The organism is Micromonospora sp. U56, assembly GCF_018070095.1.
GTDB classification, from domain to species: domain Bacteria; phylum Actinomycetota; class Actinomycetes; order Mycobacteriales; family Micromonosporaceae; genus Micromonospora; species Micromonospora purpureochromogenes.
In genome coordinates this window covers 1-14,743 of record NZ_JAGPYL010000147.1, presented here as the reverse complement: position 1 = coordinate 14,743, position 14,743 = coordinate 1, and the positions used below count along the sequence as shown (strand labels likewise).

Below are 14,743 nucleotides of genomic sequence, written 5' to 3'. Positions count from 1 at the left end.
AGCTACCTGGCAGCATCCGGGAGAACTTCCGCAAGCTAATGATCAAGTGCTCACGCCGACGTGCGGCGGACACGACATCCCATCAGCGGTCACCTCTCCCGACCACCGGCAGGGGCACGATCTGTCAATAGGACTGCGACGCGTCCTGCAACGGCGAGTGCTCACCCACCAGCGGCTACCGGAACCGAGTCTGCCGCAACCGACCCGGTAGCTCTCATTAGCAACGGTGACAGCAACCAGCGCGAACGGAGCCACCCTCTCAGGAGCGGTGCCGGACGGTGGCCCGAGGCCCGAGACGCTGACGGCCCCGCCGGATGAAGCGCCCAGAACTTACAAGCGAGGGGTCACTGCTGAGGTTGACCCCTACGTGACCCCAACCTGCCGCCAGGAGAGCACTACGAGCCAAACCGGCAGCGAACGGCTGCCGAGGCAGGGGAGGCTGGCCACGGCTGGGCGGGTGTCCTCTTAATCCGCGGGTTCGGGGTTCGAGTCCCTGGCAGCGCACGGTGATCAAGGCCCTGGCCTGGCGTTTTACGCCGGGTCGGGTCCTTTTCCGTATCCCGGCCATGACCGGGTGCTCGCCGGGTGCTCGGGAGCGGTTGGACGGTTCCGGCAAGCCGTGGACGGGGGGCCGTGATCGTGGACACAAGCCACCTAGTCAGTGTGGTGGTGATTCACCGGTAGCCGGGTGCGGGCCGAGACGGGGCTCCGTCGGCGGGGTTCCCCATGGCCGAGTTTGGCGCTGGCTCCTTCTCTGGGTGCGGCGTCGTGTCGATGCTGCGGGAAGATCCCTGCTGTGGATGTCCCCGAGCTTCTTCGTCGCGCCGCCCACCACCTGCCCGTGGCCGCGACGGGTGAAGCCGGCACGACGGTTTCTGACGCGCACGAGTATCTCGACCACGACGAGTGGGAGGTCGCGCTGGACGTCCTCGTGGAACTCGGCGATGCGTGCCGCACCGGGACCGCCTTCTGGGATCTCCTTGCCGAGGCCGCCAGGATGATGTGGCTGTCCCGGACCGAGCGGTGGTGTCACTGGCGGCGGGCCGAAATCGTGCATGGCGTGATTCGCGTCGACCTTCAGCTCGGGGATCCCGGGGTTGCCGGTGGTAGGCGGACGCCGATACCCGGTGACGGACACCTCCGTCCGCTGTGGGACATCGGCGATGTGACGGCGGCGGGCAATCCGGATCTGCTTGTCGCACGAGTTTGGGCCGAGTCACAGCCGGATCTCCAGTCTGGCGGAAGAGCGGTGGTCCGCCTGGCTCCGCTGAGCCCGCAGCGGTGGCGACGCCTGGTGGCCGGAGACGTCATCACGATGCACGAACAGCGGCCAGTGGCCGGGATCGCGACCGTTGTCGAGTCGGTGTCTCCGGCTAGCGATGATCGAAAAGAATGTGACGGAGCGGTGTCGGCGCTCAATTTGGCGGTCCGAACGGCATCCGGCGCAGGCACGGATGATCTTTTTGGGCTAGTACTGCAACGGCAGTTGGTCAGGGGTAGCCGCGTCGTCGGTAGTGGCAGGTTCGGGCTTGGTGTTGGCGTCGTCGGCGCCATCGTGACCAGGCCCAGACGTGCTCTGGTGAGTGAGTTGATCGCACTACGAGTGCGGTGAGCAGTCTTCGGATCTCCGGTACCGTGTAGCCGATCATCATGTCGTCGCCGGGGCTGGATCCCCCTTTGTGGTAAGGGATCGGGCCACGGACAGCCAGGCGTGGGCAACCATGGACAGGGTGATGTGGGCGTACCAGGCTCGCCAGTCACGGACCTGGTATTCGTCTAGGCCGGCTTCGTTCTTGGCCTGCTGGAAGCACTCCTCGATCGCCCAACGGGCCCCAGCGATGCGGGCCAGGTCGACCAGGCGGGTCCGGCCGGGCCCGTAGCAGACGTAGTAGGCGATCTCGCCGGTGGTGATGCTGCGCCGGGCGAGCAACCAGTGCCCGCGACCGGGCTGCCAGCCGATGCGCACGGGCACCCGCGCCCACCAGTACTCGCGGGGTCCGTGGGCGCCGGCGCCGGCGGACAGCCGGCACCACGCTCGGGCGGGCAGAGCGGCGATGAGTTGATCGGCGCGGGCGATGCCCATCGTGGTGGTGATCATGTCGTCATTGCGGCGGGTCGCGACCACATAAGCCACATCCCGGTGTTCCAACCACAGCCGCAGCGACTTCGACTGCCCGTAGGCCTCGTCCATGGTCACCCATCCCACCGGCACTTCGGCGTCCAGGACCCGGGCCAGCATCTGGCGGGCCATCTGCACCTTGGTGGCGAACTCGACCTCGTCCGGGATCCCGGCCGCCCGACACCGCTGGCGGTCATCGGTCCACGACGCCGGGAGGTAGAGCTGCCGGTCGATCAGCGCGTGGCCCTTCGCCGAGCGGTAGGCCAGGAACACCCCGACCTGGCAGTTCTCGGTCCGTCCTGCGGTGCCGGAGTACTGGCGTTGCACCCCGGCCGACCGCGTGCCCTTCTTCAGGAACCCGATGTCGTCGACGATCAGCACACCCGCCGGATCGCCGAGGTGCTCGACCACGTAGTCCCGCACATCGTCACGGACCGCCTCGACGTCCCAGTCTGCCCACCGCAACAGCCGCTGCATCCCGTCCGGCGACACATCCCCGGCCTGCTCAGCCAGGGTCCAGCCGTTCTTGCGGCCCAGGCCCGAGACCAGCCCGCACAGGTACTGACGCACCCGCCGCCGCGGCTCCGACCGGCGAAATCGAGGCCCGATCCGCGCGTGCAACCGGTCCAACTCCCCGTGCCACCGGTCAACATCAACATCCGTCACAGGCAGACCAACGAACGCGAGCCGAACCCGATTCGGTTACTGCCGTTGCAGTACTAGGCGAGGAACGTGACGTACAGCAGGTACGCGTTCAACACGATGATCACTGCGGCGATGCCACCCGCCGCCGCCGTGGTGGCCCGGCGGTTGACGAACGAGCCCATGATGTCCGCGCGGCGGGTGAGCAACAGCAACGGGACCAGAGCGAAGGGGATGCCGAACGACAGGACCACCTGCGAGACGACCAGGCTGTCCGTGGCCGGCAGGCCCAGCCCCAGCACCAGCAGTGCCGGGACCATTGTCAGCCCGCGCCGGACGAACAGCGGGATGCGCCGGCGGATGAAGCCCTGCATGACGACCTGCCCGGCGTAGGTGCCCACGCTCGACGAGGATAGTCCGGAGGCGAGCAGGGCCACGGCGAACGCGAGGGCTGCGCCGCCACCGACCAGGTGACCGAGCCCGGCGTGGGCGGCCTCGATCGAGTCGACGTCGGCATGGCCGGTGCGGTTGAACAGCGAGGCCGCGATCACCAGCATGGACAGGTTGATCACACCGGCCGCGCCGAGCCCGACAACCACGTCGAGCCGCTGGAATCGCAGCAGCTCGTGGCGTTCGGCGTCGTCCCGGCAGGCCACCCGGGCCTTCGTCAAGGCGGCGTGCAGGTACACCACGTGCGGCATCACGGTCGCGCCGATGATGCCCGCCACGAGCAGCAGGCTGTCGTTGCCGGCGAGCCCGGGAACCATCCCGTCGGCGACACCGACCGGGTCGGCGCCGACCACGGCCAGGTCATAGAGGAAACCGAGAGCCACGATGCAGAGCAGCCCGACGATGGCAAGCTCGAAGCGCCGGTAGCCGCGCTGCTCCAGGCCGAGGATCCCGAACGCGACGACCGCGGTGATCAGCCCGGCCGGGAACAGCGGCACCCCGAACAGCAGGTTCAGCCCGACCGCCGCGCCGACGAACTCGGCCAGGTCGGTCGCCATCGCGATCACCTCTGCCTGGATCCACAGGCCGCGGGAGACCGGGCGCGGCAGGTACTCGCGGCACAGCTCCGCCAGGTCACGCCCGGTCGCCACGCCAGCCTTGGCCGACAGGTACTGCACCAGCATGGCCATCAGGTTGGCTACCACGATCACCCAGGCCAGCGTGTACCCGAACCTCGCGCCGGCGGTGAAGTTGGTGGCGAAGTTACCCGGGTCGATGTATGCAACCGCTGCCACGAACGCCGGACCGAGCAGCGCCAGTACCCCGCGCAGCCGCCCGCGGGAGCGCAGCAGCTGCAGTGCGCTCAGCTCGGTGACGGGTGCGGCGGGCTCGGTGACGACCGGTGGCCGGCCGTCACCGATTACGGCGCCCATGCCTCACCCGACCGACGGCCCAAGCTCGAGCGACTGCGGCGTGCTGGAGTCCGGCGACGGGCTGCTGCAGCCCCTCGTTCAGCCGCCCGAACTGGGTCATCGGCGCCAGGCTGCCATCCCACGGTGTCTGCTCCTCGACGACCAGCGTGTTCGTGGTCGGCAGCAGGCCGGCCGTCGTGGCGCCGTTCTGCAGCGCGGCGCGTGCCACCGGCGGTGGGTCGACGACACCCATCTCGATCATGTTGCCGTAGCTGCCCTGCGGCGCGCCGAACCCGTCGATGGATCGGGTGGAGTTCGAGGTGCATCATGTGCTTTCTATCCTGGTCGTTGCCCGGGGTTAAGGCGGCGATCCGGTGCCGCTGGGGTGGAGTCTTGCGCTGGCCGTGTGCCGGGTGCACGGGCCGTCCGGTACGGGCCTGCGGACACGCACCGCAGTGCGCGCCGGGACCGCGGCGATGGCCAGGTGATTAGCTGGCTGCCCCGCCGCTCATCGCGATGTCGCCGTTAAGGCCGGAGGGATAGAAGCCGCCGGAGTTCGCCGGGCTCGCGTTGAGGTACACAATATTCAGGACCGACTGGGCCGAGCGGCCGTAGGCGATGCCGTTGGCGTCCGTGGGAATGAGGTTCGCCTCGGCGCTGGTGCCGATACCCTGGTCGTCGTCGACCGGTCCGTCGAGACTGTTGCGGGCGTCGGAGAGCTTCTGCACGCCCGCGAAGACGGCCTCGTCGATCATGCCTTCGTTGTAGAGCGCGGAGCGGACGATCCCGGCGTGGTACGCCTCCGTGGCGAGCAGACCCGCGGCAGCGTCGAGGTACGTCTTGTTGGACAGCAGCGGTGCCGCTCCTTTGAAAGCGGAGACGCCGACGTCCTCGAACAGGAACGCGGCGAACAGGAAGTTGAGATCGTTGGCGTACGGGTCGAACATCTCGCCCGACTTGATGAGCCCGGCCGCGGTGGCCGCCTCGGTGAAGCTCGTGTCAAGAGAGATCGCCGGACGGGAAACGGCGTGTTCCCCGAGGGCGGACCGCAGGAAGGCCACGTGCTGCTGCTCGTCCGAGGCGATCTCCCGTGCGAACTTGCGCACTACCGAGTTGCTGAAGTTGACCATGCCCCCACCGGTCACCTCACCCCGGGTGCCGGTACCGGTGGTCATCTCGTCAGGCAGCCCCTGCCCCGTGGTGGCGCGAAGGTAGAACTCGGCTTCGAGGTATTCGAGGTTGAGGGCGAAGTTCAGGATCGTCGCGTCACTCGGCCCCGAGCCGTCCGGCGATCGCGCGGCGGGATTCGTCGGGTCCGTCATCGACCCGAGCTTCCGTCGATCGTCATCCGACTCCGCGCTGCGCGACACCGCCTCTTTGATGAACTTCTTTACCATGGAAGCCGACCCCCGTTCCGATTTACGACACGCCGGGTACTCCATCGATATGTCGCCGGTGCGCCGCGCGCTACTGCCGTCGCCGCTGACGCTAGTGCGGTGGCTGTCTCGGCCGTACTCCTTTCCCGAACCTTCATCCGCGGGAGGTCCACGGCGGGGATGGCCGCACCACGGCGCAGGCCAACCAAGAGCGATGACAGACAAAACCGAAGACAATTGCAGGGCCGCCGATGCAAATAGTCCTCGTGCCGCGGCGAGTCCGAAGGGGTCTCCCGAGCCGATCTCCGAGCCAGTTGGCTGACCAGGTCCTGCACCACCTCATGCATGCGGCGGGTGGAATGGGCAGGTGGTGCTGCTGTCACCGGAGCTGCTCGGCATCACCGAGCCGCGATACGGCGACTTCATCGCCGGCAACGTCCTCCATCAGCCGATCACCGCCATGCTTGCCGGCGCCGGCGACCTGGGCTACGTCGCCGAGTTCGTCACGGCCCTCAACGACTGCGCCGACCACTGCGCCTTCTACGACTTCTGCCGTGGCGCCCAGGCCGGCAACCGCTACTTCGAGCACGCGACGTTCACTGCCCGAGAAACGGCCTACTGCCGGACCACCCGACAGGCCCTCGTTCGCGCCGCTGCGGATCACCTCACCCCTCAAGGAGGAGCACCATGACCAACGCAGATACCCACTGCTTGATTGGCGTGGGAGACGTCGCCGACCCAGACGTGGTGACTACCAGCTCGACCGGGTGACGATCGACAAGCTGCCTGCCGTGGACCTCAAGCCGGATGCGCTGAAGGAGTTCATCGCCTCCAATGAGGAGGCACTGCTCTCGCTGTAGAGCAAGCTGGCCACAGCATCGCTGGGCCGAGTCTGAAGTCCCGAGCTGCCTGGAAGGTTTCTTGCGTGCTTCGGGCGCCGTCCAGGGTGGCGGCCACAGCGCCAATGAAGACGCGGTGCGACACGACGAGGACGACGCCCAACTGGTGCGCTGCAGCTGGGCCGGCGGCCTCGGGCGCGGCCGACGCCCTGCTGCTCCTGCCGTTGGTCGAGCTGTCGCGGCGGAACCCAGGCGCTGTGAGCTGTTCCAGTGGCTGGCGACCATGGAGACCTCGGTGTGGTTGCGTGCGTCAACACGACCTGGCGCAGCTGCGCCGACGGCTAGGGGTCTGGCTGGAAGTCCGGCGATGCCTGCGGGTCCTATGCACGTCAACCGTGGCGCGGCCGGCGCCGCAGTCGCCGAAGGGTAGAAGCGGACGTTTGGCTGGGTGGGCTGCTGAGCTGCTATCGGCGAGCGGTGCCGGTCGGGGCACGTCGGAGTCAGCTGCGATCAGTGCTGCCGGCCGGCACCTCAGCGGCCAACCGGATCGCTGCGTCGAATGCCGTCGCCCAAGGGAAGGCCTGCTGGCGGCCATTGCCGCTGCCGGGCGGGTGTGGCTCCCATCCGTCGTCGGCCCCGAAGAGGACCCGGACGCGCTCATCCCGGAGGCACGCGATGGCACGTTGGAAGGGTGCGCGGGCGGCCAGGGCGGCGTTGACGAACGGGACGACCACGGTGGGTACCTGGCGGCCGATCAGCTCGGCGATCGTCGTCATCGCGTAGTTGTCGGCGATGCCGAGGGCAATTTTGTTGACGGAGTTGTAGGTGGCGGGGGCGATGATGAGCGCGTCCGCGGCGGGGAGAGATCGGCTGGTGCCGGGGGACGACCGGTAGGTGGACCGGACCGGATGCCCGGTCAGCCGCTCTATCGCTTCGGCGTCGATGAAGTCGAGGGCGCTGGGGGTGGCGATGACCGCCGTCGTCCACGACTGTTGAGTCGCGGTGGTGACCAGTTGGGTCACGTCTGCGGCGGGGCCGGCAGCGCAGACGACGATCTGCACGTGGCCGCTGGTCATACCCGGATCCCGACATGCTGGGCGAAGTCGAAGACAGCGCTGCGAACGTGCCCCCGGGTAAGGACTGTCAGGTCGCCGGCGATGCGTTGAACCGCGGGCCGGCACCGGATCTCCTCCGGCGCTATCTCGTACGCGCTGCGTAGCGCGTTGAGGCCGTGCTCGTAGCGTCCCCACTGGGTATAGGCCCGAGCCACGTCGACGAACAGGGAGGCCTTGCGTTCGGCGAGGCCGATCTTGTCCAGCTGCACCTGGCGGGCGAGGGTGATGGCGGTGCCAGCGTCGCCCAGGGTCAGCGCGATGTTGACGCGGTGCAGCAGGACGTTGGTAGCGCCGAAGCCGGTCCACCGGTCGTTGCCGTCGTAGCCGAGTCGATCGGCGGCATGGGAGGCCTCATCGAGCATGGCTTGTGCGTTGTCGCGGTTGTCGTCGCGAGCTGCGGCGACAGCACCGCGGAGCAGCAGGGCGCCGTAGACGGCTATCGCGTCGGTCGAGGCGAGTCCGGTGCCGAGTCGGAGGGTCTCGGCGGCGTTTTCAGCGAGCTGCTGCGCCTGATTGCTGTGGCCGTTGCTCATGAGGGCGTGGGTCATGATCCGGGCGCTTGCACCCATCGCCAGCGGGTCCTGACTGCTCGCAGCGGCACGGGTGCTGCGTTCGGCCGCGACCAGGGCCATGCCTTTGTCGCCGACCTTGAGCAGCACGCTGCCGACGACGTGCTAGAGGTCGCTGGCCAGGGCGTCGACCTGCGCCCGCTGCTCACCCTCAACGTCGGCACGAGTTGGTTCCAGGGCGGGCAGCAGGGCCACGAGCCCGCCGAGAACCTGCTCGTATTGGCACGCCTGATAGGCGATCTTCGTGACGGCTACGTCCCGAGCGAACTGCCGGATCGGTAAGGCAACTGGCTCGGTGTTGCGAGGTCGTGGTGCGACCAGTGCTTCGAGCAGGGTTGCAACGTTCGGCAGGGTGATGCCGCTGATCGTCACGCCTGTCAGGAGATCTCTGCGCCGCACATCGCCGTCCGAGTCGAAGTCGTGAATGCCGCCTTCGCCAGTATGGATGTGCGTGCCCCTGACGGGCAGCGTCGCGGGATCGGCAAGTGGTGCACCGCTGCTACGTGCGCTCACCAGTGCTTCGAAGCGCTCGCGGACGTCCGGGGTGGCCCGCGCCAGGACCGTGTCGAGAGCCGCCTGCATGTCCGCACGCAGATGAACCTTGTTGCCTTGGCTACTCCACTTGGCCACCGTTCGCCGTGCCGCGCCCAGGTGCTCAGCGAAGCCGGTAACGCTCATCCGCAACGCCTGACGCAGCGCGTTTGCCTCCCGACCGGTCCAGGTCGTCACCGCGGCCATGGCACGTCCTCTCGATACGCTCGTAGAAGGGGGCGGCCCGCTTGTGGTGCGCCTGCCATATGGGGACAGTCGGCCGGACGATCGTAACGGCACTTGGCGTGCTCGCAGGTGCACCGTGAGTGCACCGCCGGGACATCCCCGTTGCCGGGTTCACCGAGCGAACCTGATGGGGCTGGTGCGCCGCACTCGACGAGTAGGCGGCTGGTAGGCCGTTGCAGCCTCACGCCAAGGAGCTCGGGATGAACGACGGAATCGCCGGGAGGCAGGAGTTCGCCCTGATGCTTCGGCCGGTGCCGCCCCAGCCCGCTCCCTTACGGGTGCGATCGATGCCCCGCCTAAGTACCGCCATGAGGGCTGCGTGGGTGGGTGACCGGCGGCCTGCTCGCGGCCGCCGTGGTGCGGCGGTGGGCTCGCCCTTCCCCCGGCGGGCCCACCGCTCACTGTCTCGATGAGGGGTGCCGGCATGACGGTGTACGTCTCTCGTAACGCGATGGCCGACCAGTCCTGGCGCTCCGAGCCCGGGCGGGCGTCGTGGCAGTGGCCGGTGCGGCCAGCTGATCCACCGTTGCTCACCCATGTGTGGCGTCGGCTGTTCAAGCAGCAGGCCCGCCAGGGAGGTCCCCGGTGAGCGGGCAGCAGCGCCGTCCTGGGGCGCAGCGAATCGCGCCGGCGGCGGGGGAGCATCTGCCGATGCATCCGCTGTGGCTGTGCCGCCGGTGCGGGCAGCCGTGGCCCTGCGGCGTGGCGAAGCTCGCGCTCGTTGTTGAGTACCGGGACGCGCTGGTGAGCCTGTTTCTCTATCTGGCCGGCTGCCTGCATGACGCGATCGACGATTTGCACCGGCTCAACCCGAGCGTGACGGGCAGTGCCGCAGACATGTTTGACCGGTTCCTCGGCTGGCCCGCCCGGCATACCCACGCCTACCGCGTCCCCACATGTGAAGGCGGGCGGACCGAGGAGCCGCCATCGTGAACGGCATCCGTTGTCATCAACGCTGACGGCCATCCGGCGATCGCCGGTAGCTTCCACACCTCAAGCGTGTCCACCTGCGCCCGCGCAGGTTGAGGACACATGCGCACCACGACAGTCGGCGACGTGCGGATCCTGCTGCCGGACCTCGACCCGGACGACCTCGACAGGGTGACCGAACTGGCCGACGGCCTCACCGAGGCTTTCGTCGAGGGCACATCGTGGCGCGGTGCGCAGCTGGAGGACTGCCGCATCAGCGGCAGCCGGATCACCGGTGGCGACCTCAGCGACAGCACCTGGGAAGCAGGCAGCCTCTACGGCTGCGAGATCACCCGCACCGACTTCTCCGGGGCGACCCTGGTCGCGATGACGATCGAACGGTGCGCGATTACCGGTTCACGGTTCACCGGTACCAGGCTCACCGACGTGCGCCTCAAGGACGTCCTGTTCGACGGCTGCCGCTTCGACTACGCCACCTTCCAGCGCGTCACCGCCGCCGGCTCGGTCGCCTTCACCGACTGCACCCTCACCCACGGCACCTGGTCCACCTGCCGCCTTCCGGGCATCGCGCTGCGCTCCTGCGACCTCGCCGACCTGCAGCTGGACTCCTGCCAACTCGCCGGCACCGACCTGCGAGGCAGCCGCCTCCACGGGCTCAAGACGCCACTCGACAACCTGTCCGGCGTCACCCTCGCCGAGGGCCAGCTTCCTGACCTCACCCGGTTGGCCGTGGACGCCCTGGGCCTGACCGTGCGCAACGACTGACTTCAGGGAGCACCGGGGCCGCTGACGCCGTCCCGATCGGCAGCCCGGGCCGATCCTCGTCTGCGTCGGAGGCAGCTCCGGTTCGGGCAAGAAACTGCTTGCATCACACCTGCTCGACGAGCCAGTCCCGGATGGCGGTGAAGTCGCGTTCGGTCAGGCCGTGCCGGGGGTCGACCCGATGAAGCAGCGCCGGGCCGTGGTGTCGGGCAGCCACCCAGACGCGATCGGCGGGGGCGATCTCGTCGTCGACCCACACGAACCCTCCTGCGCCCACTCGACCAGGCCGCGAGTCTTCCAGTGCAGGGCGTCGTCCTCATCCGAGTCGGCCCAGTCCACCACTGGCAGGGCCGGCAGTCCGAGCAGCGGAGCCAGTACGTCGTTCGCGTCGCTCATCCAGGTGGACGCCCAGACGAGCTCACACCGCAGGGCGGAAGCAGGCGGCCGTGTTCCGGCTCGACCCTGTGCAGCAACGAATGGGCGTCATCCGGCCGAACCTGTACACGGGTGTCGCGCGGCATGTCCGGCGGCGCCGCCGGTGGCGTTCCGAACGGGATGAGGGTGCCGTCCACGTCAAGGAACAGCAGCGGACGCGAGGCGGACATGGCCCAGAGGTAAGCCCTCATCCGGCGGCCGGGAACGTCCGCGCGCTGCGTGTTCTGGGCCCTGCCAACGCCGGCCGCGGACCCTGTATCGGTTGCCGCTGGGGGCGGGTTCCGGTCGCAGCGCGCTGACGGCGGGCATCATGCTGGCCCGTCCCCCTCCTGCTGCCCGATGGCGTGACCAACAAGGCATGCAAAACGACTCATACATGCTAGAAGCGGAGCAAATACGACCTATTCTCACGGTGCCGTGCCCGGATCCCCCGAGGAGTCAGCCGATGTCGCACCATCTCGACACCCCGTTCGCCGCGCAGAACGGTCAGCTCTACCTGAACGATTTGTTCGTCTTCGACGGCGAGCGCGGCACGGTCTTCGTCATGGACGTCAACAGCTCGGTGACGCGCGCCGACATCAAGCGTGGCTTCCACCACGAGGCCCGGTACGAGTTCAAGATTCACTTCGATGGCGCCGAGCTCGAGGAGCTCACCTACCGGGTGGCCTTCGGTGAACCGGACGCCGACGGGCGGCAGGCGGTGACGCTGCACGCTCTGACCGGCACCGAAGCGCGCAGCGACGCGGCGACCGGCGAGCTCTTCGTTCAGGGGCGGACCGGCGAGGTGGTGAGCAGCGACGTCCTGCGGCTCTGGGCCGGCCGGATCACCGATCCCTTCTACATCGACCTCGACCAGCTCGCGACCGTCAACGACGCCTTCAAGAACGGCGCCAAGCTGGACCGCTCGAAGTGGCGGCCGGAGAACGCGAAGAACAGCTTCGCCGGCACCACCGTCGAGTCGATCGTGCTCGAGGTGTCGCACGACGAGCCGATGCTGCGCGATGGGGCGCGCATCGGCGTCTGGTGCACCACGAAGCTGGCGACGGACGCCGGCGGATGGCGGCCGATCAACCGGGCCGGCCACCCGATGATGTGGCCGATCTTCTGGCCGACCGACACCGACTTCTCCGACCCCGCCAACGTCCGGCACCCCTGCGACGATCTGAAGGCGGACGGCGAGAACATCGCCTCGACCGTCGCGCGGGTGGTCGCCGCGAACGGCACCGCTCCCGATCCGAAGGCGTACGGCTGGAGCGTGGCCCGGCAGGTCTACCCCGATGTGTTGTCGTACCGGGTCGGGACGCCGGCGAACTACGGCTTCGCCGTCCGGAACGGGCGCACGATGCTGGACAACGCCCCGGAGGTGATGTTCTCCCTGGTGCTCAACACGGGGATGACCTCGGGTCTGACCGCGGACGTGACCCAGGGGGCCCGCTCCGGCACGTTCCCCTACGTGGTGCCCGCCTGACGCGGTGGCCGCTCCGCACGACGGCGGCGATGCCGCTGGGCGGCACGCCACGCGCGCGCCGCACGGGACCGAGTCGGAGCTGCCCGTCAGCGCGGCGTGGCCGGCGGGCGTAGTCCGTCGAGGGCGACGCCCAGCACCCGTTCGCGTTGCTCCGGCTCGGGGAACTGGGCCATGGTGAGGCCGCTGAGCAGCCGGACCACGTCGTCGAAGCTGATGTCGGCGCGGACCGCCCCGGAGGCCTGGGCGCGGCGCATCAGCGGCTCGCCCGCGGTGTAGATCTCCGTGCGGCAGCTCCGGAAGATCTCGGAGTCGTGCAGCAGCTCCTCGGCCAGGGCCCGCTTGGTCGCGACGTAGCCGACGAACCGGTGCAGCCAGGCGACGAGCGCGTCCCACGGGGGCAGGTCGGCCAGGTCGGCCGCGGAGCGACTCAGCGCCCGGACCTCCTCGACGTAGACGGCTTCGAACAGGGCCTGCCGGGTGGGGAAGTTCCGGTAGAGGGTGCCGATGCCCACCCCGGCGCGCCGGGCCACCTCTTCGAGCGAGGCGGACGCTCCGTTCTCGGCGAAGGCCCCGCGGGCGGCCGCGATCAGCGACTCGTAGTTGCGCCGGGCGTCGGCGCGCTTGGGTCGCCGTGCGAAGACGTCGGACGTCTGTCCCGCGTTGGCCATGACGTGCGTCACCTCACCTCGGTTGCAACCGGAGGCGCGCCCCTCCGCTAGCTTAGTGGAGGCACCCCTCCGGAACTGTCCGGAGCCATGCCTCCGCTTAGCTTACCTCCCCGGGCACCCCGCGCCGATCCCGCCGGACAGTGCGACCGGCGCCAGCCCGAAGCCCTGACGAGCCACCTGCCCGTCGTCCCCTCCGTACGCGGAATTGGAGTTCCCCGCATGACAGAGACCGTCCGTCGCGGCTCCCGCCGGCTCACCTTCCTCGTCCTGGCGGCCGGCACCGGGTTCTTCGCGATGCTCCAGTCGCTGATCACCCCGGTGCTGCCGACCATCCAGCACGACCTGCACACGTCCCAGAACACCGTCACCTGGGTCCTGACGGCCTACCTGCTCTCCGCGTCCATCTTCACGCCGATCCTGGGCCGGGTCGGCGACATGGTGGGCAAGGAACGGATGCTCGTCGTCTCCCTCGGCGCGCTCGCGCTCGGCTGCCTGCTGGCCGCTGTCGCGCCGAGCATCGGCGTGCTCATCGTCGCCCGGATCGTCCAGGGCGTCGGCGGTGCCGTCTTCCCGCTGTCGTTCGGGATCATCCGCGACGAGTTCCCCGCCGCGCGCGTCTCCTCCGCGGTGGCCGCCATCTCGGCGATCGTCGCGGCCGGCGGCTGCCTGGGCGTCGTACTCGCCGGCCCGATCGTCGGCGCCCTCGACTACCGGTGGCTGTTCTGGATCCCGATGGTCGTCGTCGGGCTGACCGCCGTCGCCGCCCACTTCGTCGTGCCGGAGTCGCCGGTGCGTACCCCCGGCCGGATCGACTGGCGGGCCACCCTGCTGCTGTCCGGCTGGCTGGTCGCCCTGCTGCTGCCGATCAGCAAGGGCGCCGCCTGGGGCTGGACCTCGGCCCGGGTGGTGGGCCTGCTGGCGCTCGCCGCGGTGCTGCTGGCCGCTTGGTTGGTCGCCGAGATCCGCTCCAGCAACCCGCTGATCGACATGCGGATGATGCGTCTGCCCGGAGTTTGGACGACCAACCTGGTCGCCCTGCTCTACGGCGCGTCGATGTTCTCCGTCTACGCGTTCCTGCCGCAGTTCGTGCAGACCCCGACGGTGGCCGGTTACGGCTTCGGTGCGACCGTCACCCAGGCCGGCCTGCTGATGCTGCCCATGCTGGTCGGCATGTTCGTCGCCGGCCTGCTCGCCGGCCGGCTGGAGTCGCGCTTCAGCGCCAAGGCGCAGCTCGCCACCGGCGCGGCCTTCAACGTGCTCGCCTCCGCGATGCTGACGGTCGCGCACGACACCCGCTGGGAGATCGGGGTGGCCGGCGCCCTCGTCGGTCTCGGCATCGGGCTGGCCTTCGCCTCGATGGCCAACCTCATCGTGGGCAACGTCCCGGCCGGGCAGACCGGGGTGGCGACCGGCATGAACGCCAACATCCGCACCATCGGCGGCGCCGTCGGCGCGGCCGTGGTCAGCGGTGTGATCACCGCGCACCCGCAGGCGAACGGGCTGCCCCGGGAGGCCGGCTTCACCCTGGGCTTTCTGGTCCTCACCGGGCTCGCCCTGGCGGCCGCGGTGGCGGCGCTGGCCGTCCCGTCCGGGCGGCGCGCGTCGGCCGACCGCCGGCCGGCCCCCGTCCCGGAGCTGGTGACGGTCCCCGCGGGCCGCTGATTCGCCCGGCGCGGGGCCCC

11 protein-coding genes and 5 pseudogenes are annotated in these 14,743 nt (G+C 69.2%); 8 read left to right on the top strand and 8 right to left on the bottom strand.

Going from position 1 to position 14,743, the window contains the following annotated elements; genetic code table 11:
• Positions 1-796 precede the first annotated feature (796 nt).
• Positions 797-1,612: a hypothetical protein gene (locus tag KBX37_RS35735; RefSeq protein WP_210779280.1), complete on the top strand. Its 816-nt coding sequence runs from the start codon at positions 797-799 to the stop codon at positions 1,610-1,612.
• 48 nt (positions 1,613-1,660) lie between these two features.
• Here KBX37_RS35735 and KBX37_RS30255 read toward each other — a convergent pair.
• From KBX37_RS30255 to KBX37_RS30240, 4 genes and pseudogenes are all read right to left on the bottom strand, one after another.
• A pseudogene (locus KBX37_RS30255) lies at positions 1,661-2,785 on the bottom strand (IS701 family transposase); the annotation flags it as partial.
• 53 nt (positions 2,786-2,838) lie between these two features.
• A complete protein-coding gene (locus KBX37_RS30250; protein WP_210779278.1) occupies positions 2,839-4,143 on the bottom strand; it encodes an Nramp family divalent metal transporter in 1,305 nt (434 codons plus the stop codon).
• On the bottom strand, positions 4,124-4,384 hold the full coding sequence (locus KBX37_RS30245; RefSeq protein WP_210779277.1) for a hypothetical protein: 261 nt from the start codon (positions 4,382-4,384) through the stop codon (positions 4,124-4,126). The genes KBX37_RS30250 and KBX37_RS30245 overlap by 20 nt, the downstream gene beginning before the upstream one ends.
• A 226-nt stretch (positions 4,385-4,610) precedes the next feature.
• Positions 4,611-5,519, bottom strand: a complete 909-nt coding sequence (locus KBX37_RS30240) for a ferritin-like domain-containing protein (protein ID WP_210779276.1) — start codon at positions 5,517-5,519, stop codon at positions 4,611-4,613.
• A gap of 334 nt (positions 5,520-5,853) precedes the next feature.
• On the opposite strand from KBX37_RS30240, the pseudogene KBX37_RS30235 reads away from it, so the two are divergent.
• A pseudogene (locus KBX37_RS30235) lies at positions 5,854-6,189 on the top strand (radical SAM protein); the annotation flags it as partial.
• 46 nt (positions 6,190-6,235) lie between these two features.
• A pseudogene (locus KBX37_RS30230) lies at positions 6,236-6,358 on the top strand (NUDIX hydrolase); the annotation flags it as partial.
• A gap of 479 nt (positions 6,359-6,837) precedes the next feature.
• On the opposite strand, the gene KBX37_RS30225 reads toward KBX37_RS30230, so the two are convergent.
• Positions 6,838-7,413: a flavoprotein gene (locus tag KBX37_RS30225; RefSeq protein WP_210779275.1), complete on the bottom strand. Its 576-nt coding sequence runs from the start codon at positions 7,411-7,413 to the stop codon at positions 6,838-6,840.
• Positions 7,410-8,759 (bottom strand): annotated as a pseudogene (locus tag KBX37_RS30220) (hypothetical protein). Before KBX37_RS30220 ends, KBX37_RS30225 begins: the two are co-directional and overlap by 4 nt.
• A gap of 463 nt (positions 8,760-9,222) precedes the next feature.
• Here KBX37_RS30220 and amcA point away from each other — a divergent pair.
• From amcA to KBX37_RS30205, 3 genes are all read left to right on the top strand, one after another.
• Positions 9,223-9,387, top strand: a complete 165-nt coding sequence (amcA, locus tag KBX37_RS30215; RefSeq protein WP_210779274.1) for a multiple cyclophane-containing RiPP AmcA — start codon at positions 9,223-9,225, stop codon at positions 9,385-9,387.
• Positions 9,384-9,731, top strand: coding sequence for a hypothetical protein (locus KBX37_RS30210; protein WP_210779273.1), 348 nt, complete (start codon positions 9,384-9,386; stop codon positions 9,729-9,731). The genes amcA and KBX37_RS30210 overlap by 4 nt, the downstream gene beginning before the upstream one ends.
• A 99-nt stretch (positions 9,732-9,830) precedes the next feature.
• Positions 9,831-10,493, top strand: a complete 663-nt coding sequence (locus KBX37_RS30205) for a pentapeptide repeat-containing protein (protein WP_210779272.1) — start codon at positions 9,831-9,833, stop codon at positions 10,491-10,493.
• A 103-nt stretch (positions 10,494-10,596) separates the two neighbouring features.
• On the opposite strand, the pseudogene KBX37_RS36135 reads toward KBX37_RS30205, so the two are convergent.
• Positions 10,597-11,095 (bottom strand): annotated as a pseudogene (locus tag KBX37_RS36135) (HAD domain-containing protein).
• Positions 11,096-11,370: 275 nt separating this feature from the next.
• On the opposite strand from KBX37_RS36135, the gene KBX37_RS30195 reads away from it, so the two are divergent.
• Positions 11,371-12,393 (top strand): DUF4331 family protein, encoded by a 1,023-nt coding sequence (locus KBX37_RS30195; RefSeq protein WP_210779271.1) that lies wholly within the window; start codon positions 11,371-11,373, stop codon positions 12,391-12,393.
• 86 nt (positions 12,394-12,479) lie between these two features.
• On the opposite strand, the gene KBX37_RS30190 is transcribed toward KBX37_RS30195, so the two are convergent.
• On the bottom strand, positions 12,480-13,061 hold the full coding sequence (locus KBX37_RS30190; RefSeq protein WP_210779270.1) for a TetR/AcrR family transcriptional regulator: 582 nt from the start codon (positions 13,059-13,061) through the stop codon (positions 12,480-12,482).
• 219 nt (positions 13,062-13,280) lie between these two features.
• Here KBX37_RS30190 and KBX37_RS30185 point away from each other — a divergent pair, with 219 nt between their 5' ends.
• Positions 13,281-14,723: an MFS transporter gene (locus KBX37_RS30185; protein ID WP_210779269.1), complete on the top strand. Its 1,443-nt coding sequence runs from the start codon at positions 13,281-13,283 to the stop codon at positions 14,721-14,723.
• Positions 14,724-14,743: the final 20 nt, after the last annotated feature.

Coding starts and splice junctions, on each gene's coding strand:
- KBX37_RS30250 (WP_210779278.1), bottom strand. CDS start 4,143: ATGGGCGCCGTAATCGGTGACGGCCGGCCACCGGTCGTCACCGAGCCC.
- KBX37_RS30245 (WP_210779277.1), bottom strand. CDS start 4,384: ATGATCGAGATGGGTGTCGTCGACCCACCGCCGGTGGCACGCGCCGCG.
- KBX37_RS30240 (WP_210779276.1), bottom strand. CDS start 5,519: ATGGTAAAGAAGTTCATCAAAGAGGCGGTGTCGCGCAGCGCGGAGTCG.
- KBX37_RS30225 (WP_210779275.1), bottom strand. CDS start 7,413: ATGACCAGCGGCCACGTGCAGATCGTCGTCTGCGCTGCCGGCCCCGCC.
- amcA (WP_210779274.1), top strand. CDS start 9,223: ATGACGGTGTACGTCTCTCGTAACGCGATGGCCGACCAGTCCTGGCGC.
- KBX37_RS30205 (WP_210779272.1), top strand. CDS start 9,831: ATGCGCACCACGACAGTCGGCGACGTGCGGATCCTGCTGCCGGACCTC.
- KBX37_RS30195 (WP_210779271.1), top strand. CDS start 11,371: ATGTCGCACCATCTCGACACCCCGTTCGCCGCGCAGAACGGTCAGCTC.
- KBX37_RS30190 (WP_210779270.1), bottom strand. CDS start 13,061: ATGGCCAACGCGGGACAGACGTCCGACGTCTTCGCACGGCGACCCAAG.
- KBX37_RS30185 (WP_210779269.1), top strand. CDS start 13,281: ATGACAGAGACCGTCCGTCGCGGCTCCCGCCGGCTCACCTTCCTCGTC.